Here is a 23053-nt window from a genome sequence, read left to right on the forward strand (position 1 = left end):
AAAATAAAAAAGCGCAGGTCGGGGGATTCAATGAAAAGAATAGCGGCACATAAACGGCAGAAAGGCTCGGTCAGCATCATCGTTGCGGTGTCGCTGATTGCTTTGCTGGGCATTCTCGGGCTTGCGGTGGACTCCGGTTTCGGCTACATGATCAAGGCGCGGCTCGACGCCGCTACCGACGGCGCGGTGATCGCGGCCGGCGAAGCAGTCACGCGCGGCAACAACCAGACAGAGCAGACCGCGAACGCGCAGCAGGCGGCCACCGCTTTCTTTGCTGCAAATTACCCGGCGGGCTTTCTCGGGTCGAGCGTAACGGCGGGTACGCCGTCGATCGTGTTCAATGCCGGCACGGTCACCATCGGCATGACGGCGCAAGCGAGCGTGCCGGTCACGTTTATGCAGACGCTCGGGTTCAAGGTGCTGAATGTGAGTGCTTCGTCGCAGGCCATCCGCAAGACGCTGGATATGGCGTTCGTGATCGATAACACCGGCTCGCTGAACACGTCCGGCGTGCCGGCTGCGGTGCGCTCGAATGCGGTTGCGTTCCTGAACAATTTCGATGTGACCAACGATCGCGTGGCGCTGATGCACTTCGCGTACGGCACCGTGGTGGACGTGCCGTTCAACGGCAATACACGCGGCTTCGATCGCACGACGATGGACGCCGATATCAACAAATACACCTTCAACGGCAGCACCAATTCAGCTGAAGCGATCTGGAATGCGCGCAACCAGTTGAATACGGTGATCACGCAACCGTCCAGTCTGCGAGTGATCGTGTTCTTCTCGGACGGTGCGCCGAATAGTTTCTCGTCGTTCTTCACGACGAATCAGAGCGGCTGCAATAACACGGCCGGTACGATCGCGAGCCCTGATAGCGCGGGGACGATGTCGGGCCTGTACAACATGAACGCGCTGAATCAGGCGCTGGGCTCGCCGTGCTTCCAGAGCAACGCGACCAAGCTCGTCACCGCCATGCCGAAGTGGTACAACGCGCATGACGTCAACGAACAGATCTTTCCGATCTGGCCCGTGACCGCACCTCGCGCTGTGCCGAATGGCAACATCACGTATGTGAACGTCAATCGAGCGTCACGCAATCTGCTCGAAGCAATGGCGGCGCAGGCGCGGATCGAGGGCACGTATGTGTTCACACTCGGTTATGGACCCGAACTCGTCGCGCCGGCCGGCCCGGACAACGAACTAGGCGAGGATGTTCTCAAATGCATGGCCAACACGCCGGATTCGCTGCCCCGTTGCTACAACCCGGCACAACCGGTCGGCGTGTTTTGCTACGCCGCGACACCCGCCGATCTGAAGCCGTGTTTCACGCAACTGGCCTCGCAAATTCTCCGCATTTCCAAGTGAGCACGCCATGACACCGACGACATCTTTGCAGGATCTGCCTCTCGCGCCCAGCCCTGTGGACGTGGCGGCTTTGTCCCGACCATCTTCATCCGCTGCCGATGTAGGCGAGTCCACCGGCTTGCGCCACGCGCTAGTGGAAATCACAGCACGGGCCGGCGCCGCGACGATGCTGAGCCTGTTCGCCTATGCGGCGATCATTCAGTGGCGCGCGGCGCCCTCTCGGATCACGTTGCTGCTGCTGGTGGTGGCCGCGTGTGTGACAGTCGGTCTTTCGCTGTTTTCGCGCGTGCCGATGAAGCGCGACTGGCGGCTGTTCGCGTTCATCTGTTCGATGGGCGGCACGTATTATTTCCTCGCTGTGCGTCTTGCACCCGGCGCGCAACTGGTGCCGGAGATGGTCGGTGCATCGTTGCAACTGCTGGGGATTCTCTGGCAACTGTTCGCGAAGGCGTCACTGCGCCGTTCGTTCGGCATTTTGCCGGCGAACCGCGGCGTCGTATCGCGCGGGGCATATCGCTTCGTGCGTCATCCGATGTATCTGGGTTACTTCATCACCGACATCGGCTTTCTGCTAGTGAACTTCGGCCTGCAAAACCTGCTGGTGTACGGCTGCCAGTTTGCCTTGCAGGTCGGACGGATCGTGCGGGAAGAGCAGCTTCTATCGGCTGACGAAAGTTATCGGACGTACAAGGGGCGGGTACGTTATCGCGTGATTCCCGGCGTGTTCTAACCAACACTCGCCCCACGCACCGCCTTACCACCCGTCAAACAAACGATCATGGTGGCCACGACGAGCACGCTTAGCGCCACGCGCAAGCCGAGCAAACCCGCGCCGAGTCCGATCAAGGGCGGACCGACCAGGAAGCCGGCATAACCCGCGGTGGCCGCCATCGAAACACCAACAGCCGGCGTAACAGTAGAGCGGCCCGCCGCGCTGAAAATCACCGGAACGATATTCGCGAGGCCGACGCCGACCATGGCAAAGCCCACGCAAGCCGTAAGCACGGTGGGCAGGCTCAACACCAGCGCGAGTCCGGCCGCCGCCAGCAGGCCGCCGAAGCCGACCACCTTGTTCGAACCGAAGCGCCGCACGGACACATCGCCGACGATGCGGCAAGCCGCCATCGAGAACGCAAACGCGGAATAGCCGACTGCCGCGACGCTGGCCGCTTCGCTCAAGGTAGCGCGCAAATACACCGCGCTCCAGTCGGCCACCGCGCCTTCCACCATCATGCAAAGAAACGCGAGCAACGCAAGCTTCATCACTTTGGCGTTGGGCAACGCGAAGCCGCTGGAGGGCGCGGCTTCGCGCGGACCGAGATCACGCAACGCCAGCACCGCGGCGGCGGCCATGAGGACGGCGATGAACACGGCCGGCAGCATGAGACCGCCGATCACGCCGACACCGTTTTTCTGCAGCATGGCGCCCGTCGCTGCGCCGAGCAGGCCGCCCGCACTCCACGCCGCATGGAACGACGACATGATGGGCGACTTCCATTGCGTTTCGATGGTGCTGGCGTGGCCGTTCATCGAGACGTCGAGCGCGCCGTTCGCGGCACCGAGCGCGAGGAGCACGATGCACAGCGTCGCCAGGTTTGGCGCGAAGGCGGGCAGCGGCAGCGCGATGACAAACGCCGCGCCGAGCAGCGCGGTGGCTCGGCCGCTGCCGAAGCGCGGCGCCAGTTGTCCGGCCAGGGGCATCGCGATGATGGCCCCCAGCGCGAAGGCGAATAACGCGATCCCCAACGAAGTGTCGCTGAGCGACAGACTCTCCTTGATGCGCGGCACTTCGACTGCCCAGGCGCCGATCCCGAATCCGTTGGCGAGAAACACGCCGAGGGTGGCTACCCGCTCCTTGAGTGGTTTTATGAGCGGGGTGCTGACCGGATTAGCGAGTGCTTTCATGAGCGCGCCACCATCACGTTGTCGCACACTGCTGCGAGTTGGGCGCGCCGCGCGGCTGTCACATCCGCTTCGACGAATAGATGGTCCACGGCGCGCGCCGGCGCAACGTAAAACGGCGCAGCGGTCATCAGTTTTTCCGACGTCACGGCGATGGCGACCTGGCTGCTGGCCTGCACCATCGCCCGTTTGAGTTCGGCCTCTTCAGCGTCGAACGCGGCGACTCCTTCGTCTGGATCGAACGCGCACGCACCCAGAAAGCAAAAGTCGGCCTTGATCTGCTGGATCTGCAGCAAAGCGGTGGCGCCGGTCGCGCCGGCTGCGTGCTGAGCGATGCGCCCGCCGATGAGAATGATGTCGAAGCCCGGCCGGTTCAGGAGGCGCACGCATGCCTCGGGCGAGTTCGTCACGACGGTTAGATCCGCGTTGTCCGGGAGCGCCGTGGCAATCGCGACGTTGGTCGATCCCGTGTCCAGCAAAATGATCTGCCTCGGCCGGACGATGGACGCAGCGACGACGGCGAGAGATGCCTTCCGATCCACGGCTTCGTGCATGCGGACCGAGGCGTCTACGCCGGCAGGCGAGATCAGCAGGGCGCCGCCGTACACGCGCTTGCAATGGCCCTGATCGGCCAGTTCGCGCAAGTGACGGCGGACCGTATGTTCGGATGTCTGGAGTTCGGTGGCGAGTTCGGACGCCAATACGCGGCCCTGTGTCCGCAGCCGTTCCAGAATCTGCCGCTCCCGTTCCTCGGGCAAAAGCCCGTCCACTGCATCCTGCCGCGTTCGTTGCATGACTTCACCTTGCTCGATTGTGAAACGATCATAATCGAGCATAATTTAACGTAAACGAGCAGGCCGAGCAACGGTGTAGTCGAAATTCTGTTGAAAGGGCAGGTTGGGCAGGTCGTTAAGGCGCCGGCGGGGTGGTCTGCGATCTGCTTAAAAGGGTCGGAGGCCTGTAATCGCCGAGGCCGCAATCCACGCGCGCCATTGCGACGTGAAATTGAATTCGGCATCCATTGCAAATGCCGAGTCGAGCGCTTCATTGAGCGTCGCTCCGCGTTGCAACGCATCGAAAGCCGCATGCGCGGCGGCACATTGAACGAGTATCTGCGGCCGCCATTGCGGTCGCACAATCAGTGCGTAGGTCGGTGATTCGAGGTCGGCCGGAAAGGAGCCACCCGGCTGATGCGCTGTCCAGATATCGGCGATCGCATAGCGTGACGAGATGAGCGCGCAGGCGGGATGCACGGCCAGTTTCGCTTCGAGTAAAACTTCGGGGCGGATGGCAGCCCATTCCGCTTGCGTAAGCACGTTGGCGTCCGCGGCAAAGTAGGCCAGATGCAGCGACCACTCGAGACGCGCGAGGTCGGCGAAATAGCGGAAACGGGGGGCCTGTTCGTAGGTTTCGACGAAAGCCGGTAGCGCTGCGCCGAAACGATTGAGGTCGCCGCTCTGTGACGGATGGGCCTCTCCGTAAGCCAATGTCAGCGCATCGAAGTAGGCTTCACCGACTAGCGCCAACAAGACCGGATAGGCGCTCGCGAGTGCAGTTCGCCGGTTGGCGCGAATGCTGCTCCGATAGAGGTCGACGCGCTGGCGCAGATTGTCCGCGAACTCGTTGCCATTGTCGTTACCGCTGAAGCATGGTGTTTGTTCAGCGACGCATGCAGGGCTCTCAGCGCGGCTTAGCACGTGATCGACTCCGCGCCTCGTGTATTGCAGTTGCGAAAGCACAGGCCGCTGTTCGCCTTCCAGCGATTCGGCAAACATGCGCTGCAGTGACTCAAGCGGCGTGCGCATCGTCGGCGTCATGCTGAGTCGAAGGGGTGGGGGCTGATCGCCTGGCATGAACGGCTTTCTGGATATCACGGGCGCGACCCGCTTCGTCGAGCAAGACACTCAACGCCGGTACATCGGTATCCCACTCGATCAGCGCCGGTACCGTGCCGAACCGCTTTAGTGCGTATTCATAGAGCGCCCAGACTTCGTCGGTGACACGTGAGCCGTGATCGTCGATGACGGCAACGTCCGTCACGCGATGACCCGCAAGATGAATCTCGCCAATCGTGCCGATCGCCAGCGCGTTCATGGCCGCGACGGCGTCCTCTCCATGATTGCATTGGTTCACATACAGGTTGTTCACGTCGAGCAATACGCCGCAACCCGTGCGTGACGCGAGTTCGGCAAGGAACGCCGTCTCGCCGTACTGATCGTCGCGGAATCGAACGTAGGTGGAGACGTTTTCCAGTAGAACGGGCCGGCCGAGCGCGTCCTGCAATTCGCTGACACGCGAAGCGAGGAGCGCAAGCGCTGCCTCAGTCAGGGGCATCGGCAAAAGATCGTTCAGATGACCGGCGGATGTCGCGCCCCAGCAAAGATGTTCGGAGACGACAGCGGGCTCGATCCGCTCGATCAGACGTTTGAGCTTCGCAACGTGTACTTCGTCGAGTGGCCTCGCAGAGCCAAGGCCGAGACCGACCCCGTGCAAACTGACAGGCAGGTCGCGTCGCACGGCGGCGAGAACGTGCAGGTCGAAGCCGCCGTCGCCGAAATAGTTTTCACTGTGCACCTCGACCCAGTCGACCGCCGGCGTAGCGCTGAGGAAGTCGCGGTAATGGGCATGGCGCAACCCGATACCGATGCCGGGCGGCGCGCAAGCAGAAGGGACGAGGGGATGCATCACGGGCTTCGACTCGCACAGGGTCGCCGCATTGGCGTCAGGAATGCTGTTCGTCGATCGTGCCGCCCATCTTCTGGCAGGTTCCTTTCGGCACGGTCTTGAAGTCGCCTTTGTCGTTGTCGACCTTGGCCTCACCTGCGCAGCCGTGCACACCGGTCTTGCTCGCGCAGTCGTTCTGACCGGCCTTGGCGATGCCAAAGCACTGAACCTTCTCGTCCGCATGCGCGGCACTGATGCCGGTGGCCGCGAGTCCCGCGAGGGCCGCGGCGATCAATGCCGGCCGGCTAAGTTTCGAGTTCAATTTGCTTCTCCTGAGTAAGCGGCGGTGGATCGCCCGCCGCATCATTTCAACTGTCGCTTCGCCATGGGCTGCTTCGGGGCTGAGACGGTGCGCCTGATTCGCAGCGCCGGGCCATGTGTAAGCCGATTTTAAACCTGCCGCATTAATTATCCGGCATGTTACTGGCTCATCGTACTCGCGCTTTTCACGGCACAGGAGGCGGTGACTTTCTCGCCGTCGCTGAACGAGAACGTCAGCGGGATCGTCGTGCCGATCTTGAGCGGCTGTTTCGGCTGCTCCAGCATCACGTGATAGTTGCCCGGTGCAAAGACGAGCGAGCCGTGTGCGGGCACCGCCACCTGATGGACCATCGCCATCGAAGATGTACTGCCCTGGCTTTGCGTCTGATGCAGCATGGCCATGCCGAAAGCTTCAGTGCTGATACCGGTGAGATTGACCGGTTGATCTCCTGTATTGTTGGCCTTGAAATAACCACCCGATGGCAGATCCCCCGGCAAGGCGCGGATCCAGCAGTCCGATACGCTCACGGTTGCCGCGGCTCCGGCGAAGGCCTGAATGGATGATCCGCACAGCAAGACAGCGAGGAGAAGTTTGCGTGATGTCTTCATGACGTGTTCCTTGGTTTTAACGGCGGAAATAAAGCGTTAAGCAGCTTGCCGCGTGGCGCGGCCAAAAATCGTGCGATCGGCAAGCCACACGGCGAGCAGCGTGGCGCCCATCAACGGAAAGACGATGCCGAGCAGAACGAGGCCGGTTTTCCAGCCACGCATCGGCGGCGCGGCACGTTCGCGCGTGGGTGCGCCGAGCGAGCGCTGCGGCCGACGCTTCCACCACATCACGCAGCCGGTCACGGCCATTCCCGCAAGCCCGAGCGAAATCGCGGCGCAGAGAATCTGATTGGCGACGCCGAAATAGCGGCCCATATGCAACGAGGTGCCGTACGAGACGGCTTTCGACACCGTGCCGTAGTCGCCGTAGCGGATGTCTTTCAGCACCGTGCCGCTGTATTGGTCGATGTACAGAGTGCGCTCGTCTTTCGGGTCGGCGGGAAAGTACGAGACGGTGTAGACGCCCGTAGCGGAGGCGGGTAACACGATGTCGTAGCCGCTCTGGACACCGAGCGATGCGACGAGGGCGACGATGCGTTCGAGCGGCAGCGCTTGCGCCGCGTTTGCATCGGCGGATTGCGGCACCGGCGTGTTGCCGACGGCCCATGGCGTGAGCGGCAACGGCAGATCGTCCATCACCATGCCCGGCATCGAGTCCATGTTCGCCTGGTGCGCGGCATGGTCCGGTTGCATTCCAGCGTTTGTGTCCGCAGTACCCGCATGCTTATCAGCACGCACGCCTGGCAGGGCAGAACGCAACGGCAAGCCACCCCACGAACCCGGCGGCGCGCCAAGATTGGCGGCGGTCGCGAGCGCCTTGAACTGCTTACCCCACGAGCCTGTCCACGGCAGACCGCTCAGCACGAAGATGAGCGCACCGAGCGCGAGCCAGATACCCATTACGGCGTGAAGATTCTTCCAAAGCGCGCGTCCTTGCAGCGAGAAACGCGGCACCAGCGCTGCGCGAGCGGTGGTCTTCTCGCGCGGCCACCAGAGTGCGACGCCGGTGCCGATCATCACCAGCGTCCAGCACGCGGCCAGCTCCATCAGCAGTTCGCCTGGCTTGCCGAGCAGCAGCTTGCGGTGAAGCATACGGTCGACCTGCATGAAGCGGTGCTCGACGTTCAGCGTGCCCAATACTTCGCCGCTATACGGGTTCAGATAGACGCTCTGCTTCTCGCCATCGGCAAGGCGAAAGATGAACTCGGTGCTGCGGTTCGGTGCGCTCGCGATGGGCGCCGTCACCGCGCGCGCATCGGCCGGCATCGCCGCGCGGGCTTTGGCGAGCAAGGCGTCTTCTGTCAGCCTAGGCGTTGCTTGCGGTTCGACGATCAGACGGTGCGGGTAAAGCAGCGGCTCGATTTGCGGCTGGAAGCAATACAACGTGCCGGTGATCGCAAGCACGACCAGAAACGGCATCACAAAGAGTCCCGCGTAAAAGTGCCAGCGCCAGAGCGTCCGGTAGCCGGCATTCACTGCGCCTGTTGCCGAGGTCGCGCGTTGAGCGGTGGTGGTGGACATTCAATCCTCCTGAAGCAAAAATGGGTCGATCGGTTTGCGCAGCGACGCATGCGATGGTTTGCAACTCGTGAGCGCAAACCGCGCATGCCAATCGCGTGTTCACATACGCAACTTCGCTTCGACGTAAAACGTGCGGCCCGGATACGGGTGATAGACGAAGTAGCGTGCGTCGAACAGGTTGTCGACGCCGATACCGACTTCACTCAGCTTGGTCGGCTTGAACGTGAATTTCGCGTCCGCCACCGTGTACGAACTAGTGCCGCCGAATACATCGGGATTCGTGTCGGTATTGGTGAGCGTGTTGTATTCACGGCCGGAGTAGCGCGCGGCGAGCGTGATCGCCGCGCGTTCGTCGATGTGATACGTCGCGGCGAGATTCGCGCGCCACAGCGGAATCCGATAGAAGTACTTGCCGACAGTGGCCGGGTTCTGTGCATTCGCGATGATCTTCGACTGCGTGTACGCCACGCTCGCCAGCAGATCGAGACCGCGTACGAATACATCCTGTCCCGAGTAGCTCGTTTCGACGCCACGCGAGCGCACCTTGCCGATGTTCTGGAAATTCGTCACGTTCGGAATCACAGTCGTATCGGTCTGACTGAAGATCGTGTTCTTCACGTCGTCCTGAAACAGCGAGAAGCGGAACACGCCGTTCCAGTGCGCCCATTCAGCGGTCAACTCCTTCGAGAGGTCGTCTTCGGGCTTCAGATTCGGATTGTTGTTGATGACCGACGAGCCGTTGATTTGCCCCTGGAACATCTCGCCCACCGTCGGAAACCGATAGGCGCGGCCGATGGAAGCACGCAAAGTGAGATCGTCAGTGACATCGAACGACAACGAGGCCTTCGGCGAAAAGTGATGCTGGTTCGCGTCGCTATACGGAAAGACCTTGCCAGACAGTGCCTGCGAGCCGCCGTAGGCTTGCCAGTCTTCGTACCGTACGCCGTAGACCAACTTCCAGCGCGGCAGAAAGTGCCAGGCATCCTGGGCGTACAGCGCCTGGGTCTGCGTCTTGCCCTTGAATGCATTGGCAAACGAGGTCGCCGCGCCATCGCGCCAGTTCAGCGTGTTGTAGCTCTCGTTGTCGAGGAAATAGTTGTCGTAGTGATAGCCGAAGCTCAGCGCATGACTCGTCAGGCCCGCTTGCGGCGTGACGGGTGTGTAGGTGGTGCGCAGATCGAGCGTTTTCCAGCCGGTGCCGTCGCCGAAGATCACCGTGCCGGGGCCGTTGCCCGGCGCGCCCGAATTCGCGGTGCGCGCCACGCTGTTGCTGACGTCGTAGTACGAAGCGATCGCTTCGCCATTCCAGCCGGTGGCGTTGCGGGTTTTCAGCGTGAGCCCGTATAACCAGTTCTCGCTGTAGCCGAGGCTCGGGGCGAGGGCGGCCGCTGGAATCGTGTACTCGTAGCCGCCGATCGCGACCTTGCCGCTGTATACCGGATTGCCGTTCGCGTCGCGCAGGAAACTCGACGTCGCGCTGTTATAGGTCTGGTGCCAGTAGCCGAGTGTGAAGGCGGCCTGCAGTGTCGGCGTGAAGTCGTACTGCATCTTCAGCTTGAACTGGTCCTGCACCGTGTGTTCGATCCCCTCGCCGTTCACACCGAGCACTGCTGTCGGCGTGTTGGTCTGGTTGTTGTAGAAGTACGCGCCAGTCACCGGTGTGTCGCCGGCCTTCGCGGGCGTACTCGACTTGGCGAGCGTGGCGAATTGCAGCGGCTGGCTCGTGTTCTCAAGGTGATTCACACCTAGGCGATACGAGAACTTCCCGATCTGATCACCGATCGAAGCGCTCGCCTCGCTGCCGTTGAAATTCTGATTCACGCCGAACAGGCTGAAGTGCTGGGTGAAGGCTTTGACGTCCGCGTCGGCTTCGAACTGCTTCGGCATGCGGGTGCTGATGAGCACCGTGGCGCCCAAAGAGTTGCCTGGATAGAGCGCAGAAAACGGCCCGTAGATCACGTCGACCTGCTGGATCTCGTCGGGAAACACCATCGACCAGCGCGGTGGAAACGAATAACTGTTGCCGAGCAGATTGCTGAGCAGCAGGCCGTCCGCATAGACGAGACCGCGTGCGCTCTGCGTATTGCTGGTGCCGCGTACGGCGATGATCGAGTTCAGATCGCCGATAAAACGCTTGCGCACGGCAAGGTTCGGCATGTACTTCAACACGTCTTCGGTATTGACGACGTTCCAGTTGTCGAACTGTTCGCGCGTCACGGTTTCGACCGAGGCCGGCAGGTTAGGGTCGACGGCGCGCGGGGTGGCGACGGAATTGGCACTGGCGGTGACGCTGACGGCAGGCAGCGTGGCGTCGGCAGGCGCGCTATCCGCGTGAGCCGGGGAGGCGATAAATGCCGGCGCGAGGGCCGGAACTAACGCAGAAAAATAAGCCGGGAAATACGACAGCGGCCGCCGGCCGGACGGAATGCGCCGGGCGCCGCGGCGGACGCAAAGGGGCAGCCTTCGCAGAGCGAAGTTGAGCATGAACGTTTCCTTGATGCATTGAACAGGCGATCGCGCGCCCCCTCAACGGGTGCGGCAAATGCGCGATCAGGAACAACAGCGATCAGGAAACGGCGGGCGGGCCTCTTGGGCGTCCGGACGGGAACGCGCCGAGCGGCGTGAAGCGGGTGGAGAGGGCGGGCGGCACGGTGCCGGCAAGCGCGAGCGCGGGCGGCGGTTCGACGGCCGCGACGCTCGGCATGGCGACGTGATGCTGCAGCAGATGGCAGTAGCCGCATGCGCCGAAGGCGTCGTCGTGGCTGAGGTGGACGGGTGCCGGGTTGGCCTGCGTGGAATGGCTCACCAGGCTCTGATTGGCCGGCTGTAGCGCGGAACAGAGCGCCGCGAAGGGCTCGTTCGTGCGGTTCGACACCAGCATCTGACTCACGACCGGCGCGAACACGACAAGCCACATGGCGATCAGGCCAAGCCATGCGGTCATGCGGTTATGGGAGCGTGGAGTCATTGGTGGTGAACGTAAAGACGCGGGCGATTCTAGCACTGCCGCGCGGTCTTTTCTCCTGTGATTCCGTCTATAGCGTTGGATTAGAAGGCCGAAACCGGCTCATTTCGGGGCGTTACAGTCCGAGCGTTTCGCTTAATCTGTGTGGTAAATGTTCCGCTTTCCCTGTCGGCGCTTCGTCCCCCTGCGCGGCCGCGCAGATACGTGAAACGCCGGACAGGGCGTGCAAAACACGATTGACCCGGCCCGGCCGCCGCAACCCGTTACCACGACTCATGACCGCCACGCAGACGAGCGCATCCTCGATAGCCGACATCAATCAACAGGCGGCATTGCTCTGCAAAAACGGGCAATTCGCCGATGCCTGGTCGTTGGTGGAGCCGATCCTCGACCCGCACGACGAGGTGGCGGAAGACGCGCGGGCCGACGCGTTGAATATTGCGGGCGCCTGCTGGTACGGCATGGGCAATCTGTCCGACGCGGAAACCTATTGGCGCCAGTGTCTGCGTGCCAAACCCGACTATGCCGAGGTGTACAGCAGTCTCGGCATGCTGCTCAAATCGCACGGCCGCCTGTCGGCGGCCAAGGCGGTCTATCGGCAACTGGTCGCGCTGCGTCCCGGCCAGGCCGACGCGCACAACAATCTCGGAACCGTGCTCTACGGGATGGGCTACCGGGAAGAGGCCGAGGCGTCGTATCGTCAGGCGGTGACGATCCGCCCCGACTACGCAGAGGCGCACTACAACCGGGCCATCGTATTGCACGAACTGCGCCGCCTGCATGAGGCGGAAGGGGCCTATCGCGAGGCGCTGATCGGGCTGCCGGAACACGCCGAGGCGCATAACAACCTGGGCAACGTGCTGATGGAACTTGGTCGCGTCGCCGATGCGGACGCCGCCTACCGGCAGGCGCTGACCATCAAGCCCCAGTATCCCGAAGCGCTCAATAACCTCGGCGGCGTGCTGAAGGCGACGTATCGTCTGCCCGAGGCCGAACTGGCCTGCCGGCTCGCGCTGGCGATTCGCCCGGATTACGCGGAGGCTCACCTCAACCTCGGTGCAGTGCTGGCCGATCTCAAGCGTCTGCCCGAGGCTGAAGCGGCGTATCGGGAGGCAATCGCGCATCGCCCGGACTATGCCGAGGCGCACTACAACCTCGGCCTCGCGCTAACCAGCCTGGAGCGTCTACCCGAGGCCGAAATGGCTTACCGGGAAGCGATTCGCTGTCGGCCCGACATCGTTCACGCGCACAACAACCTGGGCTGCGTGCTTCGTCAGCTCGACCGTTTACCGGAGGCGGTCGACGCCTTCGCACAAGCGCTCGCGCTTTGTCCTGATCTCGCCGAGGCTCACTACAACGTCGGGGCCGCGCTGGCGCAACTGAAGCGGCTGCCGGAAGCCGAAGCCGCTTATCTTCGGGCGCTCGCTTTACGCCCTGATTACGGCGATGCCAGGTTCGGTCTGGCTGTGCTGGTGCTCAGCATGGGCCGCTATGAAGAGGGCTGGCGCTTGTACGAGTGCCGCTACGACCAGCCGGGTTTCGTGCATCACAAGACGCGCTCCATGTTGAGCTGTCCGCAGTGGCAAGGCGACTCGCTCGCCGACAAGTCCTTGCTGGTCTGGCAGGAAGACGGGCTCGGCGACATGGTCCAATTCAGCCGCTATTTCGCCCTGCTCAAGGCGCAAGGGGCCGCGCATATCGCCTTTGCGTGCCAGCCTGCCTTGCACCGCCTGATGGCTACGGTGGACGGCGTGGATGCCGTGCTCGATCACGATACGGCGTTGGCCCGTGTAGCCGCCTCGACATACGACTGCTGGACGAGCCTGTTGAGCGCGCCGCTGCACTTGCGTACGGCGGTGGACACGATTCCGCGCCCGGTCCGTCTCGCGGCCGAGCCGTCGCTCGTCGAAAAGTGGCGGCCGATGCTCGAGACCCTGCCGCCCAGCCGCAAGGTCGGGTTGGTCTGGAAAGGCAATGCGAAACACCATAACGATGCAAACCGCTCGATCCCCACGCTGGCCACGCTTGCGCCTCTCTGGAGCGTGCCGGGCCTGAGCTTCGTGAGTCTGCAAAAAGGTCAGGGCGAGGACGAGGCGCAAAACCCGCCCGCCGGTCAACCGCTGCTCGATCTCGGCTCGGCGGTGAACGATTTCGCAGACAGCGCCGCAATCATCGAACAACTCGATCTGGTGATCTGCGTGGATACGTCCATGGCGCACCTGGCAGCTTCGCTGGGCAAGCCGTGCTGGGTGATGCTGCCGGAGAAAGACATCGACTGGCGCTGGATGCACGAGCGCAACGATTCGCCGTGGTATCCGCACACGCTGCGGCTATTCCGCCGGGCAGTGGGCGAAGACTGGGCCGTGACGGTTGAGAGAGTGCGGCAGGCGTGTGTGGAGCGGTTTGCCGTTGAGCGTGCTACCGAACTCTGAACTCCTCCGGATTCCTCACTTGACCCGCTGCGCACGCTTGCGGCCCGATTGCGTTGAAGCGTGGAACTGGCTCTCGGTCGCCTCGATCGCGTGGCCGAGGAACTGCAGGAACATGCTCATCGCGACGGTCGTGGTCAGATCGGAGCGTTGATAAAGGCAACTGAACGACTTCGCTCCGGCATCGGCAAGCGCAGTCCATGCAAGCTTGCGTAGCGTCACGTCTTCCGCCACATTCTCCGCAATCAGGAAGCCGATCCCGACACCGTCGGCAACGAGCCGGCGCACCATCGAAACCGAACTCGTTTCCACCAGCGGACGCGCCTTGCGTTGCTCGCGGTGGTCGATCTGATCCACCATGGCTCGCAACTCCGTATCCGGTGTCATGAGGATAAGCGGGTAGTCGAGGCAGTCGCGCAGCCGTGGACGCTTGCCGAGCTTCGTCAGCGGATGCCCCGGCGGCGTGACGAGCCCGAGGTGCTGCGAGAAGGCGCGCACTTCCACCACGCCCGGCGGCGGCTTGCGACGCAGGCCATAACCGATGTCGGCCTCGCCGGTCTCCACCCACTTCAGAATGCTCTCGCCGTTGCCTGAGCGCACGCTGTACGTCACCCCCGGATAGCTTTTCATGGCCGCCTGAATGGCTTCGGGCACCAACTGCTCGGCCGACGAAGGCGACACCGCGAGGTTGATATGCCCGCGGCGCAACGAACGCAGGTCTTCCACCTGCGTCATCGCGTTGTCGAAATCGCGCTGTCCGCGCCGCACCGCAGCAATGATGATCTCGCCAGCCGTGGTGAGTTGCATACCACGCGGCAACCGGTCGAAGAGCGGCGAGCCGACCTGCTCCTCCAGATTGAGGATCTGCTGGTGCACGGCGGCCGCGGTCAGGTGCAGCGATTCGGCCGCTTTGCGGATCGAGCCGCGCCTCACCACCTCGTCGAAACAGCGGAATGTCTGCGATATTGGACGCATAAATCGACCGTATAGTTTTTCCATACGGCCCGTTAAGAATAATCAGATTTTATTGACGGAACGGATAGCCTAGATTTCGCTTCATCATCTTAACGGAGCGAACCGTGACCACGACAGTCGATCAAATTACCCAGCGCCGCCGCGGCGTCGGCCTCATCGCTCACGACCCCAGGGTTTCATTCGGCGGGTATACGCTGATTGCTCCGCAAACGGCGGGTGGTCGCGTCTATCTCATCGATATCGAGGGCGCAGTCGTGCACGAGTGGAAGATGCCGGTGCGGGCCGGCCGCCACGCCGTGATTCTTCCCAACGGCAATCTCGGCTACAACGGCAACCATGAAAAATCGGAAAACCGCTACGGGCCATGGTCGATGTGGCACGGCGGTGATTTCTCCGAAGTCACGCCTGAGGGCGAGGTGGTCTGGCATTACGAAGATCCGGCACATCATCATGACGCGCAGTGGCTCGCCAACGGCAATCTGCTTTACGCCGCGTGCGCACCCGTGCCGGCGGGATTTGCCGAGCGCGTGCCGGGCGGCACGGCGCACGGTCCCGAAGAAGTCATGTACGGCGATGTGATCCGCGAAGTGAATCGCGCGGGCGAGCTGGTGTGGGAATGGAAGGCGTGGGAACACCTCAAACCTGAAGACTTTCCGATCGCGTCGGGCTTCGGTCGGTATCACTGGCCGCTCGTGAACGGGCTCGGCGTGAATGCGAAGGGCGACGTGTTGATGAGCCTACGCACCACGTCGGGCATCATCGCCGTCGATCGCAAGACCGGCGGCGTGACGATGCACATTCCGCCGAGCGTGGTGTCGCATCAGCACGCACCTGTGGCGCTCGCCAACGGCAACATTCTTACGTTCGACAACGGCAATTTCCGTAGCGGCGCGCACGTGGCTTTCTCGCGCGTGCTCGAGATCGATCCGTCGAACAACGAGGTGGTGTGGTCTTACGCAGACGACATGGTGAATGCGTTCTACAGCGCTTTCATGGGCAACGCGCAGCGACTCGCGAATGGCAATACGCACATCACCGAGTCGGCAACGGGCCGGCTTTTCGAAGTGACGCCCGCAAAAGAAGTGGTGTGGGAATACGTGATTCCCTGGTTCGACCAGTACCCGGACGAAGCGGCGCGCAAAACCGGCCCTGGCCAGTTGAACAGCGTCTTCCAGACCTTCCGCTACAGCCGCGAGCAATTGCCGTGGCTACGCGCCTGAACGCCGCGTTTTCGATCCCTCGGGGGTAACGTGAATCCAGACCCAGCCACACATAGCGTCGACGCGCGCCTGCCCGCGTGGCAACTCGCGCTGTTCGGCTTGCAGCATGTCCTGTCGATGGCGGCTTCGCCCGTCACCGCAGTTTTTCTGGTGTCGAGGATGCTGTCGCTTTCGTCGGACATGACCGTGCAACTGATCGGCGCGACCTTCTTTGCCTGTGGCGCCGGCACGCTGCTGCAATCGCTCGGGGCCGGGTCGATCGGAGCACGGCTGCCCTTCGTGATGGTGCCGGGCGGCGCGCCCGCCATGCTATTCGCCGTCATCGCCACGCAGGCGGATCTGCGCACCGCCGCGGGCGCGGCGATTCTCACCAGCCTGTTCTACTGGCTCGTCCTGCCGGTATTCGCGCGCTGCCTGCGGTTTTTCCCGCGTGTGGTGGTGGGAACGATGCTGCTGCTTGTCTCAGTGAGCCTCATCAAGATTTACGCTGGTATCATCGTCGGCCAGCCGGGCACGCCTGGTTTCGCTCGGCCGCAGTCGCTCGGCCTTGCGTTGCTCACGATCATGGCCACGCTGGCTGTGGCGCGTATCTTCAAGGGCACGGCGGGGCGGCTTGCCGTGCTGATCGGCCTTGCGATGGGCACGTGTGCTGGCTGGGCAATGGGACTGATGCCCGCAGGCGGCATGTGGGGCGGTCCGCTCTTCACGCTGCCGGTTTTGCTGCCTTTCGGCATGCCGCGTTTCGACGTACTCGCCGCGCTGCCGATGCTGATCTTCAGCGTGATCTCGATGGCCGAGGCAACGGGGCAGACAGTTGCCGTCGGCGAGATCACCGGCCGGAAGATCGACATGCGCCGCGATGTGCCGAGGACCATTCGCGGCGACGCGGTAGCGTCGCTGCTCGGCTCGCTGCTGGGCACCTCGCTCATCATCACGAGCGCGGAGAACATCGGCGTCGTGCAGACCACCGGGGTGCGCTCGCGCTACGTGACCGCGACGGCAGGTGCGATGCTGATGGTCATCGCGCTGTTCGCGCCGCTCGGCCGCTTCGCTTATGCCATTCCCGCACCGGTTGTCGGCGGCACCGCGCTGATCGTGTTCGCGATGATCGGCGTGATGGGCGTCAATTTGCTCGGCAAGGTCGACCTGCATGCACGCGGCAATCAGTACACGCTCGCCGCCGCGCTCGTCGCGGGGCTGATACCGATTCTGGTCCCCAACGTCTACGCATCGTTTCCGGGCTATGTGCAGATCGTATTGGGTAACGGCATGGCGGCGGGGACGCTCACCGCAATCGTCGTCAATCTGGTTTTCGGCGTATGGCATGTAAGGCACGCGGAAAAGATCCAACCAACCTGACGAACTCGGGCTTTAACTTCTAACGCACGGCCACGCAGTTCTCCCTCCAACGCTTCAACCAACACGCCATGAAAACCCATTTCGCTTTCCGCGCGACGCTCGTCGCGTGCCTGCCGGCGCTCGTCGTTTCAACCGCGGCCAACGCCCAGAGCAGCGTCACGCTGTATGGCAGTCTCGACGCGGGTCTTGGCTACGTGAGCAATCTGCACGGCGCCCATGCTTATATCGCTGAGCAGGGCACCTTCCAGGCCGACCGCTTCGGCTTCCAGGGCGTTGAAGATATCGGCGCGGGCCGCTCGGTGGTATTCAGACTCGAAAGCGGTTTCGTCACGACAACGGGCGCGTCCGCCAGCAGCAGTAGCTTCTTCAATCGTCAGGCCTATGTGGGACTGTCCGATCCGATGTTCGGCACCGTGACGCTCGGCCGTCAGACCGACTGGAATTTCGATTGGCTCGGCTCAGTGTCGACCGGTCAGCTGCTCGGCGACTTCTCCGCGTTTCACCCTGGCAATCTCGATGGCCTTGGAAGCACCTTGCCGGTTCAGTTGTCGAACACCGTGAAGTGGAAGAGTGCGAACTACAGTGGACTCAGTTTCGGTGCGCTCTACGGATTTCCCGGCGCGTCGGCCAGCAACACCAATGGACGGACCATTAGCTTCGGCGCCAACTATACGAATGGGCCGCTCAAGCTGGTGGCGGTGTATTCCGAATACCGAGACCGTTTGCTGCCGCTTTCCAATGGACTCGGCCTGACGTCGTTCGAAGGACAGACACTCGCGCCCGGCGCCACCTTCAACGCGAAACAGGTACGCGACACGGGGATCGGAGGATCGTATCGTTTTGAACGCGTGACGCTGCATGCGCTCGCAACGGATGTGCGAATCCAGTCGGATGGCGGCAGCGAGCACTTTCGCACCGTCGACGGCGGCGTCAATGTGCGCCTGACGCCTGCCGAGGAGATTGCGGCGGGGGCGTGGACCGCGACACTCGCGGGGTATCGGTGGACTCAATTGACTGTGGCGAACGTGTATTCGCTTTCGAAAGCAACTCAACTCTATGCCGATCTGATGTTCGAGACTGCGGGTGGCGGGGCGGTGGCGAATACGCTCGGGATCGGCGCGGCGTCAGGTGGAAGGCAGACGGTGTTTCTGAGCGGGATACACCATCTGTTCTGATTGGAGCGCGGGCCGACGTAGTTGCAGCCGCGTCGGGCCGCGTGTTCGATAACATCGTTGAACAACGCGCTCCTCAATGTACCAAGCCGGTCTCGCGTTGAACGACCCCATTCCGATAAACAGATTAGATGGTATTGCACGCTCCTTTAGGTGCTTCCTCGCCATCTTCGAAACCTACAATAGTACCCATCGCATAGTGAACACAGGTGGGTTGGAAATGGCAGGCAAGGCGATGTTGGTGGTGAGCGCGCATAGCGCCGATTTCGTGTGGCGAGCAGGTGGTGCAATCGCTCTGCACAAAAAAAACGGATACCGTACGAAGGTTGTATGCCTCTCGTTCGGCGAGCGCGGAGAGTCGGCCAAACTCTGGCGCAAGGGCGAAATGACGATCGAGAAGGTCAAGGCGGCGCGCAGGGAGGAGGCCGAGCGGGCCGCGGACATCCTCGGTGCGGAAGTCGAATTTTTCGACCTTGGCGATTACCCATTACGCGTGCCGGACGAGGCTCTGATACGCCTCGTCGATGTGTACCGTGAACTGCAGCCGGCGTTCGTATTGAGCCATTCGCAGAAAGACCCGTACAACTTCGATCACCCGCTTGCCATGCACGTGGCACAGGAAGCGCGGATCATCGCCCAGGCCGAAGGTCACAATCCCGGGCAGAAGGTGGTCGGTGCGCCGCCCGTCTATGCGTTCGAACCGCATCAAACCGAACAGTGCGAATGGATGCCCAATACGTTCCTTGATATCACCGAGGTCTGGGACACCAAGCGCCGCGCAATCGAGTGCATGGCCGGCCAGGAGCACCTGTGGGAGTACTACACGCGCGTCGCCCTGCAACGTGGCGTGCAGGCCAAGCGCAATATCGGCATCACCGCCGCGCGCGATATTCAATACGCGGAAGGCTATCAACGCATCACCCCGGCCGTGACGGGAGATCTGGCATGAAGCGAGGCGTCGTGGTGACGACTATCCGTCGAGCCGATCCGCGCGATGTGGCCGTGCTGCAGCATGCGGGCGCCGCCACCGTTCACGAGGCGCAGAACCGGCTCGGCCTGCTTGCGTCGTACATGCGGCCGATCTACTCCGGGCCGGCTATCGCGGGGTCGGCGGTGACGGTGCTGGTGCCGCCGTCGGACAACTGGATGCTGCACGTTGCCGTCGAGCAATGCCGCGAGGGTGACGTTCTCGTTGTGGCGCCGACTTCGCCTTGCGAGGACGGCTATTTCGGCGACCTGCTCGCGACCTCGCTCACCGCACGCGGCGTGCGCGGACTGATCATCGACGCGGGATGCCGCGATGTCGCCTCGCTCAGGGAAATGAAATTCCCGGTCTGGTCGAAGGCCGTGTCGGCCCAAGGCACGGTCAAGGAAACGCTCGGTTCGGTGAATATTCCGGTGGTATGCGCGCAGCAGATCGTGCATCCCGGCGATGTCATCGTTGCGGACGATGACGGCGTGGTCGTCGTGCCGTTCGATACCGTGGCGAGTGTTGCGCAGGCGTCGCAAGCACGCATGGCGAAGGAAGAGAAGACGCGCTCGGTGCTGGCCGGCGGCACGCTGGGACTCGACTACTACGCGATGCGCGAGAAGCTCGCGCAAAAGGGCCTGCGCTACGTCGCCTCGGCCGACGATATTTGACGGAGAGGCGAGGTCATGCCCAGTCGCGCACAAACGCGCATTCCGTGCATGATGATGCGCGGTGGCACGTCGAAAGGCGCCTATTTCATGGCGTCGGATTTGCCGGCCGATCCCGCTCTTCGGGACCGCGTTCTGCTTGCCGTGATGGGCTCACCCGATCCGCGTCAGATCGACGGTATCGGCGGTGCGGATCCGTTGACGAGCAAGGTGGCGATCATCTCGCCCTCCACGCGCACAGATGCCGACGTCGACTATCTGTTTGCACAAGTCGTTGTGAACGAAGCACGGGTCGATTTCGGGCAGAACTGCGGCAACATTCTCGCGGGCGTCGGCCCATTTGCGATCGAACGCGGTCTCGTGGATGCGCGCGATGGCAGCACACCGGTTGCGATACACATGGTCAACACCGGGCAAATCGCCGTAGCGACGGTAAGCACGCCGGAACGCCAGGTCACCTACGAAGGCGATGCCCGCATTGACGGCGTGCCAGGCTTCGCAGCGGCCATTCCCCTCGAGTTCAGGGACACGGCTGGTTCCACCTGCGGCACGCTGCTGCCTACGGGGCATCTCAAGGATACGGTCGACGGTATCGACGTGACGTGCATCGACAACGGCATGCCCCTCGTGCTGATGCGAGCGCGCGATCTCGGGCGCACCGGCTACGAAACACGCGAGCAACTCGACGCGGATGAGGAACTGAAAGCGCGCATCGAAAAGATCCGGCTCGCGGTGGGGCCGATGATGAATCTCGGTGACGTGAGCGCGCGCACGGTTCCGAAGATGTGTCTAGTGGCCGAGCCTCGCCAGGGCGGCACGATCAGTACGCGCAGCTTTATTCCGCATCGCTGCCATGCGTCGATCGGTGTACTTGGCGCGGTGAGCGTGGCCACGGCGGCGGTGCTGCCGGGTACGGTCTGCGAAGGTATCGCCGATGTGGACGCTGAGGGCACGCGAAAACGCGTGCCGGTTGAGCACCCGACAGGCGAGTTTACGGTGGAACTCGTTCTTGGCGGAAGCCCCGGCCAGCCTGACGTGCAGAGTGCCGCGCTGTTGCGTACCGCGCGATGGCTATTCGACGGAGCAGTCGGCATTCCTTCGGCAGTGTGGCCGGCACAGACATGAGCGGACTTCAGGCGGATCGCCTCCGTCGGTTTCTGCGCAACTAGCCGTATTAGGGGTCGTGGAGTCGACCCGATAAATAAGTCAGAGGCCTCTGCGCTGATTGAAATTCTGCCTATTCTTGAAATTGATGCGCGTTGTAATAAATGTTTCGCAATGTCGAGGTAGGGATGGTCGCCTCGATAATGTTTCAGTCTATAAATACAATATTCAAATATAAACAAACTCAGCGAATTAAAAATGAAACGATCGTGTTAATTAAGCCGTCGATTCAAACATTGGTGTGTTGAATGGATCAACCCTTCAGCCATGCCCGGCGGGCATCCCCGGGCCGGTGGCAGTGTTATCGAGGGGCATTGCGCGGCCCTGTAATGCGGAAGTATTCAACAGACAAAACAGCCGCTTTGATAAAGCACATTCCGCATATTGCATTTGAAAATTGAGCGGTTATGATGGCGTCTCCCAGATGCGATTTCTCGAACGATCGCTTGCGGAGACGGCAGGAACATTTGCCGGGCATTAAAGCTAGAGGGGGTAATTAATACTTCCCGCGCAGATGGACTAAATCGAGGAGACGCTATGCTGAGTCCCCATGAATTCGCTACGTTAATGCTCATCAAGAACGCCCCGGATCAGATCGAACTGGGCCGCGCCGAGCTCGACGCTCTGCTCGAGCGACAACTCATATCCCTGGAAAACCTCGCGTCAGGACGTTCACGTCCTCAGATCACAAGCGAAGGCGATTCCATTCTCAAGGCGGTTGCCCGGATGCGCTAGGCATCTGCGACACCCACTTCGATTCATCAACCATCGCGATCCGCCGCAGCACGCCCGTCCGATCGGAGCTTCGCGCGCCGGACCGAATTTTGAGGAATTCACAATGACTCTATTGAGTCCCGAGCAGATTGAAGCACAGAAGGCCAACGTCGACGCGTTCTTCGGAGTGGCCGGCAAGATCTTTGAAGGCTTCGAAAAACTGGCCGCGCTGAACCTGCAGGTCGTCAGGGCCACGCTGGCAGAGGCGCAGGAAAACATGGCGAAAGTGCCCGGCGCGACGGAGCCGCCGCAATGGTTCGCGCTGCAAGGCGGTTTCACCGCCCCCTTCGCGGAAAAATCGCTGTCATACGGCAAGCAGGTGTTCGAGATCGCATCGGCCACTCAGGCTGAAGTGACGGAGCTCGCACAGGCGCACTACGAGCGGTATAACGATCGCTTGCAGGCGCTCGTCGAACAAACGGCGAAGCATGCTCCCACCGGGTCCGAAGCTGCAGTCGCCGCATGGAAATCCGCGATTGCCGCCACCACGACCCTGTACGAAACGCTGCAGAAAACGGGGCAGCAGGCCGTGCAGTTTGCCGGGACCAATCTTGATGTAGTCACAGCCACGGCGTCAAAGGCCGTGCAAAGCAACGGTGAGAAAGCTCCCGTCGCTGCGGGAGCGAAGCGATAGAACTACACGGGCAGCAATGCCCGTGGCGAGGTCTCCGGTATATATGAAGGATTGCTGATGGGTGCCGGGATCATGAATTCCGGCACCCAATTCGTGGACTGAAGTGAAGCCGATAGTTCGCTAGTTCTGCAATGGAGGTCGCGATGAGTGAAGCAGTGGGAATCGTTATGGGTTCGTTCGTGCTGGCGCTGGCACCTGTGTTCGTCGCCGCTCATTATTACCGGGAGCAGATGCGTCGCAAGCGCCTTAGACATCTCGATCACCGCCACTATTGGCCGCACTGGAGCAAAGCCCGGCATTGAGCCTCCGCGCTCGCCAGGCTGCTGTTGCCGCACCTG

At 62.1% G+C, this 23053-nt stretch carries 22 protein-coding genes; 12 read left to right on the forward strand and 10 right to left on the reverse strand.

The window, feature by feature from the left end:
• Positions 1-30 precede the first annotated feature (30 nt).
• Positions 31-1368: a vWA domain-containing protein gene (locus KHO33_RS00485; RefSeq protein WP_200562157.1), complete on the forward strand. Its 1338-nt coding sequence runs from the start codon at positions 31-33 to the stop codon at positions 1366-1368.
• Positions 1369-1375: 7 nt separating this feature from the next.
• The gene (locus KHO33_RS00490) at positions 1376-2098 is read left to right on the forward strand and encodes a methyltransferase family protein (RefSeq protein ID WP_200562156.1); all 723 of its coding nucleotides are present in this window, start codon (positions 1376-1378) and stop codon (positions 2096-2098) included.
• Here the strand turns inward: KHO33_RS00490 and KHO33_RS00495 are convergent.
• The 9 genes from KHO33_RS00495 to KHO33_RS00535 form a co-directional block, all read right to left on the reverse strand.
• Positions 2095-3273, reverse strand: a complete 1179-nt coding sequence (locus KHO33_RS00495) for an MFS transporter (RefSeq protein ID WP_200562155.1) — start codon at positions 3271-3273, stop codon at positions 2095-2097. The genes KHO33_RS00490 and KHO33_RS00495 overlap by 4 nt on opposite strands.
• Positions 3270-4064 carry a DeoR/GlpR family DNA-binding transcription regulator gene (locus KHO33_RS00500; protein ID WP_200562154.1) on the reverse strand — a complete coding sequence of 265 codons (795 nt, stop codon included), beginning with the start codon at positions 4062-4064 and terminating at the stop codon, positions 3270-3272. The genes KHO33_RS00495 and KHO33_RS00500 overlap by 4 nt, the downstream gene beginning before the upstream one ends.
• 147 nt (positions 4065-4211) lie before the next feature.
• Positions 4212-5087 (reverse strand): HvfC/BufC N-terminal domain-containing protein, encoded by an 876-nt coding sequence (locus tag KHO33_RS00505; RefSeq protein ID WP_234480413.1) that lies wholly within the window; start codon positions 5085-5087, stop codon positions 4212-4214.
• The gene (bufB, locus tag KHO33_RS00510) at positions 5059-5955 is read right to left on the reverse strand and encodes an MNIO family bufferin maturase (RefSeq protein ID WP_200562152.1); all 897 of its coding nucleotides are present in this window, start codon (positions 5953-5955) and stop codon (positions 5059-5061) included. The genes KHO33_RS00505 and bufB overlap by 29 nt, the downstream gene beginning before the upstream one ends.
• Before the next feature lie 37 nt (positions 5956-5992).
• Positions 5993-6256, reverse strand: coding sequence for a BufA1 family periplasmic bufferin-type metallophore (locus KHO33_RS00515; RefSeq protein ID WP_054038944.1), 264 nt, complete (start codon positions 6254-6256; stop codon positions 5993-5995).
• Positions 6257-6414: 158 nt separating this feature from the next.
• The gene (locus KHO33_RS00520; protein WP_054038941.1) at positions 6415-6864 is read right to left on the reverse strand and encodes a copper chaperone PCu(A)C; all 450 of its coding nucleotides are present in this window, start codon (positions 6862-6864) and stop codon (positions 6415-6417) included.
• 36 nt (positions 6865-6900) lie between these two features.
• On the reverse strand, positions 6901-8385 hold the full coding sequence (locus tag KHO33_RS00525; RefSeq protein ID WP_200562150.1) for a PepSY-associated TM helix domain-containing protein: 1485 nt from the start codon (positions 8383-8385) through the stop codon (positions 6901-6903).
• A 99-nt stretch (positions 8386-8484) separates the two neighbouring features.
• The gene (locus KHO33_RS00530; protein ID WP_200562148.1) at positions 8485-10869 is read right to left on the reverse strand and encodes a TonB-dependent receptor; all 2385 of its coding nucleotides are present in this window, start codon (positions 10867-10869) and stop codon (positions 8485-8487) included.
• Positions 10870-10951: 82 nt separating this feature from the next.
• Complete coding sequence (locus KHO33_RS00535) at positions 10952-11353, reverse strand: DUF2946 domain-containing protein (protein WP_200562146.1); 402 nt, start codon at positions 11351-11353, stop codon at positions 10952-10954.
• A gap of 272 nt (positions 11354-11625) precedes the next feature.
• Between KHO33_RS00535 and KHO33_RS00540 the strand changes: the two genes are divergently transcribed.
• A complete protein-coding gene (locus KHO33_RS00540; RefSeq protein WP_200562144.1) occupies positions 11626-13782 on the forward strand; it encodes a tetratricopeptide repeat protein in 2157 nt (718 codons plus the stop codon).
• A 15-nt stretch (positions 13783-13797) separates the two neighbouring features.
• Here the strand turns inward: KHO33_RS00540 and KHO33_RS00545 are convergent, their stop codons facing one another.
• The gene (locus KHO33_RS00545; RefSeq protein ID WP_200562142.1) at positions 13798-14754 is read right to left on the reverse strand and encodes a LysR family transcriptional regulator; all 957 of its coding nucleotides are present in this window, start codon (positions 14752-14754) and stop codon (positions 13798-13800) included.
• Between the two features lie 104 nt (positions 14755-14858).
• Between KHO33_RS00545 and KHO33_RS00550 the strand changes: the two genes are divergently transcribed.
• From KHO33_RS00550 to KHO33_RS00590, 9 genes are all read left to right on the forward strand, one after another.
• The gene (locus KHO33_RS00550; RefSeq protein ID WP_200562140.1) at positions 14859-15974 is read left to right on the forward strand and encodes an aryl-sulfate sulfotransferase; all 1116 of its coding nucleotides are present in this window, start codon (positions 14859-14861) and stop codon (positions 15972-15974) included.
• Between the two features lie 30 nt (positions 15975-16004).
• The gene (locus KHO33_RS00555; RefSeq protein ID WP_200562138.1) at positions 16005-17333 is read left to right on the forward strand and encodes a uracil-xanthine permease family protein; all 1329 of its coding nucleotides are present in this window, start codon (positions 16005-16007) and stop codon (positions 17331-17333) included.
• A 68-nt stretch (positions 17334-17401) separates the two neighbouring features.
• A complete protein-coding gene (locus tag KHO33_RS00560; RefSeq protein ID WP_200562136.1) occupies positions 17402-18508 on the forward strand; it encodes a porin in 1107 nt (368 codons plus the stop codon).
• 217 nt (positions 18509-18725) lie between these two features.
• Positions 18726-19454 carry a PIG-L deacetylase family protein gene (locus KHO33_RS00565; RefSeq protein WP_200562313.1) on the forward strand — a complete coding sequence of 243 codons (729 nt, stop codon included), beginning with the start codon at positions 18726-18728 and terminating at the stop codon, positions 19452-19454.
• Entirely contained in the window at positions 19451-20146 is a 696-nt protein-coding gene (locus KHO33_RS00570; RefSeq protein ID WP_200562134.1) for a 4-carboxy-4-hydroxy-2-oxoadipate aldolase/oxaloacetate decarboxylase, read from the forward strand. Before KHO33_RS00565 ends, KHO33_RS00570 begins: the two co-directional genes overlap by 4 nt.
• Positions 20147-20161: 15 nt before the next feature.
• On the forward strand, positions 20162-21268 hold the full coding sequence (locus tag KHO33_RS00575) for a 4-oxalomesaconate tautomerase (RefSeq protein ID WP_200562132.1): 1107 nt from the start codon (positions 20162-20164) through the stop codon (positions 21266-21268).
• Positions 21269-21844: 576 nt separating this feature from the next.
• Positions 21845-22042 (forward strand): hypothetical protein, encoded by a 198-nt coding sequence (locus KHO33_RS00580; RefSeq protein WP_054038930.1) that lies wholly within the window; start codon positions 21845-21847, stop codon positions 22040-22042.
• Between the two features lie 103 nt (positions 22043-22145).
• Positions 22146-22715 (forward strand): phasin family protein, encoded by a 570-nt coding sequence (locus KHO33_RS00585; RefSeq protein ID WP_200562130.1) that lies wholly within the window; start codon positions 22146-22148, stop codon positions 22713-22715.
• Between the two features lie 143 nt (positions 22716-22858).
• Positions 22859-23017, forward strand: a complete 159-nt coding sequence (locus tag KHO33_RS00590) for a hypothetical protein (RefSeq protein WP_172737769.1) — start codon at positions 22859-22861, stop codon at positions 23015-23017.
• Positions 23018-23053: the final 36 nt, after the last annotated feature.

It is taken from the genome of Paraburkholderia nemoris (assembly GCF_905221015.1).
In the GTDB taxonomy this organism is placed as follows: Bacteria; Pseudomonadota; Gammaproteobacteria; order Burkholderiales; family Burkholderiaceae; genus Paraburkholderia; species Paraburkholderia nemoris.

Coding starts and splice junctions, on each gene's coding strand:
- KHO33_RS00495 (WP_200562155.1), bottom strand. CDS start 3,273: ATGAAAGCACTCGCTAATCCGGTCAGCACCCCGCTCATAAAACCACTC.
- KHO33_RS00485 (WP_200562157.1), top strand. CDS start 31: ATGAAAAGAATAGCGGCACATAAACGGCAGAAAGGCTCGGTCAGCATC.
- KHO33_RS00535 (WP_200562146.1), bottom strand. CDS start 11,353: ATGACTCCACGCTCCCATAACCGCATGACCGCATGGCTTGGCCTGATC.
- KHO33_RS00490 (WP_200562156.1), top strand. CDS start 1,376: ATGACACCGACGACATCTTTGCAGGATCTGCCTCTCGCGCCCAGCCCT.
- KHO33_RS00545 (WP_200562142.1), bottom strand. CDS start 14,754: ATGCGTCCAATATCGCAGACATTCCGCTGTTTCGACGAGGTGGTGAGG.
- KHO33_RS00560 (WP_200562136.1), top strand. CDS start 17,402: ATGAAAACCCATTTCGCTTTCCGCGCGACGCTCGTCGCGTGCCTGCCG.
- KHO33_RS00530 (WP_200562148.1), bottom strand. CDS start 10,869: ATGCTCAACTTCGCTCTGCGAAGGCTGCCCCTTTGCGTCCGCCGCGGC.
- KHO33_RS00565 (WP_200562313.1), top strand. CDS start 18,726: ATGGCAGGCAAGGCGATGTTGGTGGTGAGCGCGCATAGCGCCGATTTC.
- KHO33_RS00500 (WP_200562154.1), bottom strand. CDS start 4,064: ATGCAACGAACGCGGCAGGATGCAGTGGACGGGCTTTTGCCCGAGGAA.
- bufB (WP_200562152.1), bottom strand. CDS start 5,955: ATGCATCCCCTCGTCCCTTCTGCTTGCGCGCCGCCCGGCATCGGTATC.
- KHO33_RS00540 (WP_200562144.1), top strand. CDS start 11,626: ATGACCGCCACGCAGACGAGCGCATCCTCGATAGCCGACATCAATCAA.
- KHO33_RS00520 (WP_054038941.1), bottom strand. CDS start 6,864: ATGAAGACATCACGCAAACTTCTCCTCGCTGTCTTGCTGTGCGGATCA.
- KHO33_RS00570 (WP_200562134.1), top strand. CDS start 19,451: ATGAAGCGAGGCGTCGTGGTGACGACTATCCGTCGAGCCGATCCGCGC.
- KHO33_RS00505 (WP_234480413.1), bottom strand. CDS start 5,087: ATGACGCCGACGATGCGCACGCCGCTTGAGTCACTGCAGCGCATGTTT.
- KHO33_RS00580 (WP_054038930.1), top strand. CDS start 21,845: ATGCTGAGTCCCCATGAATTCGCTACGTTAATGCTCATCAAGAACGCC.
- KHO33_RS00590 (WP_172737769.1), top strand. CDS start 22,859: ATGAGTGAAGCAGTGGGAATCGTTATGGGTTCGTTCGTGCTGGCGCTG.
- KHO33_RS00585 (WP_200562130.1), top strand. CDS start 22,146: ATGACTCTATTGAGTCCCGAGCAGATTGAAGCACAGAAGGCCAACGTC.
- KHO33_RS00525 (WP_200562150.1), bottom strand. CDS start 8,385: ATGTCCACCACCACCGCTCAACGCGCGACCTCGGCAACAGGCGCAGTG.
- KHO33_RS00575 (WP_200562132.1), top strand. CDS start 20,162: ATGCCCAGTCGCGCACAAACGCGCATTCCGTGCATGATGATGCGCGGT.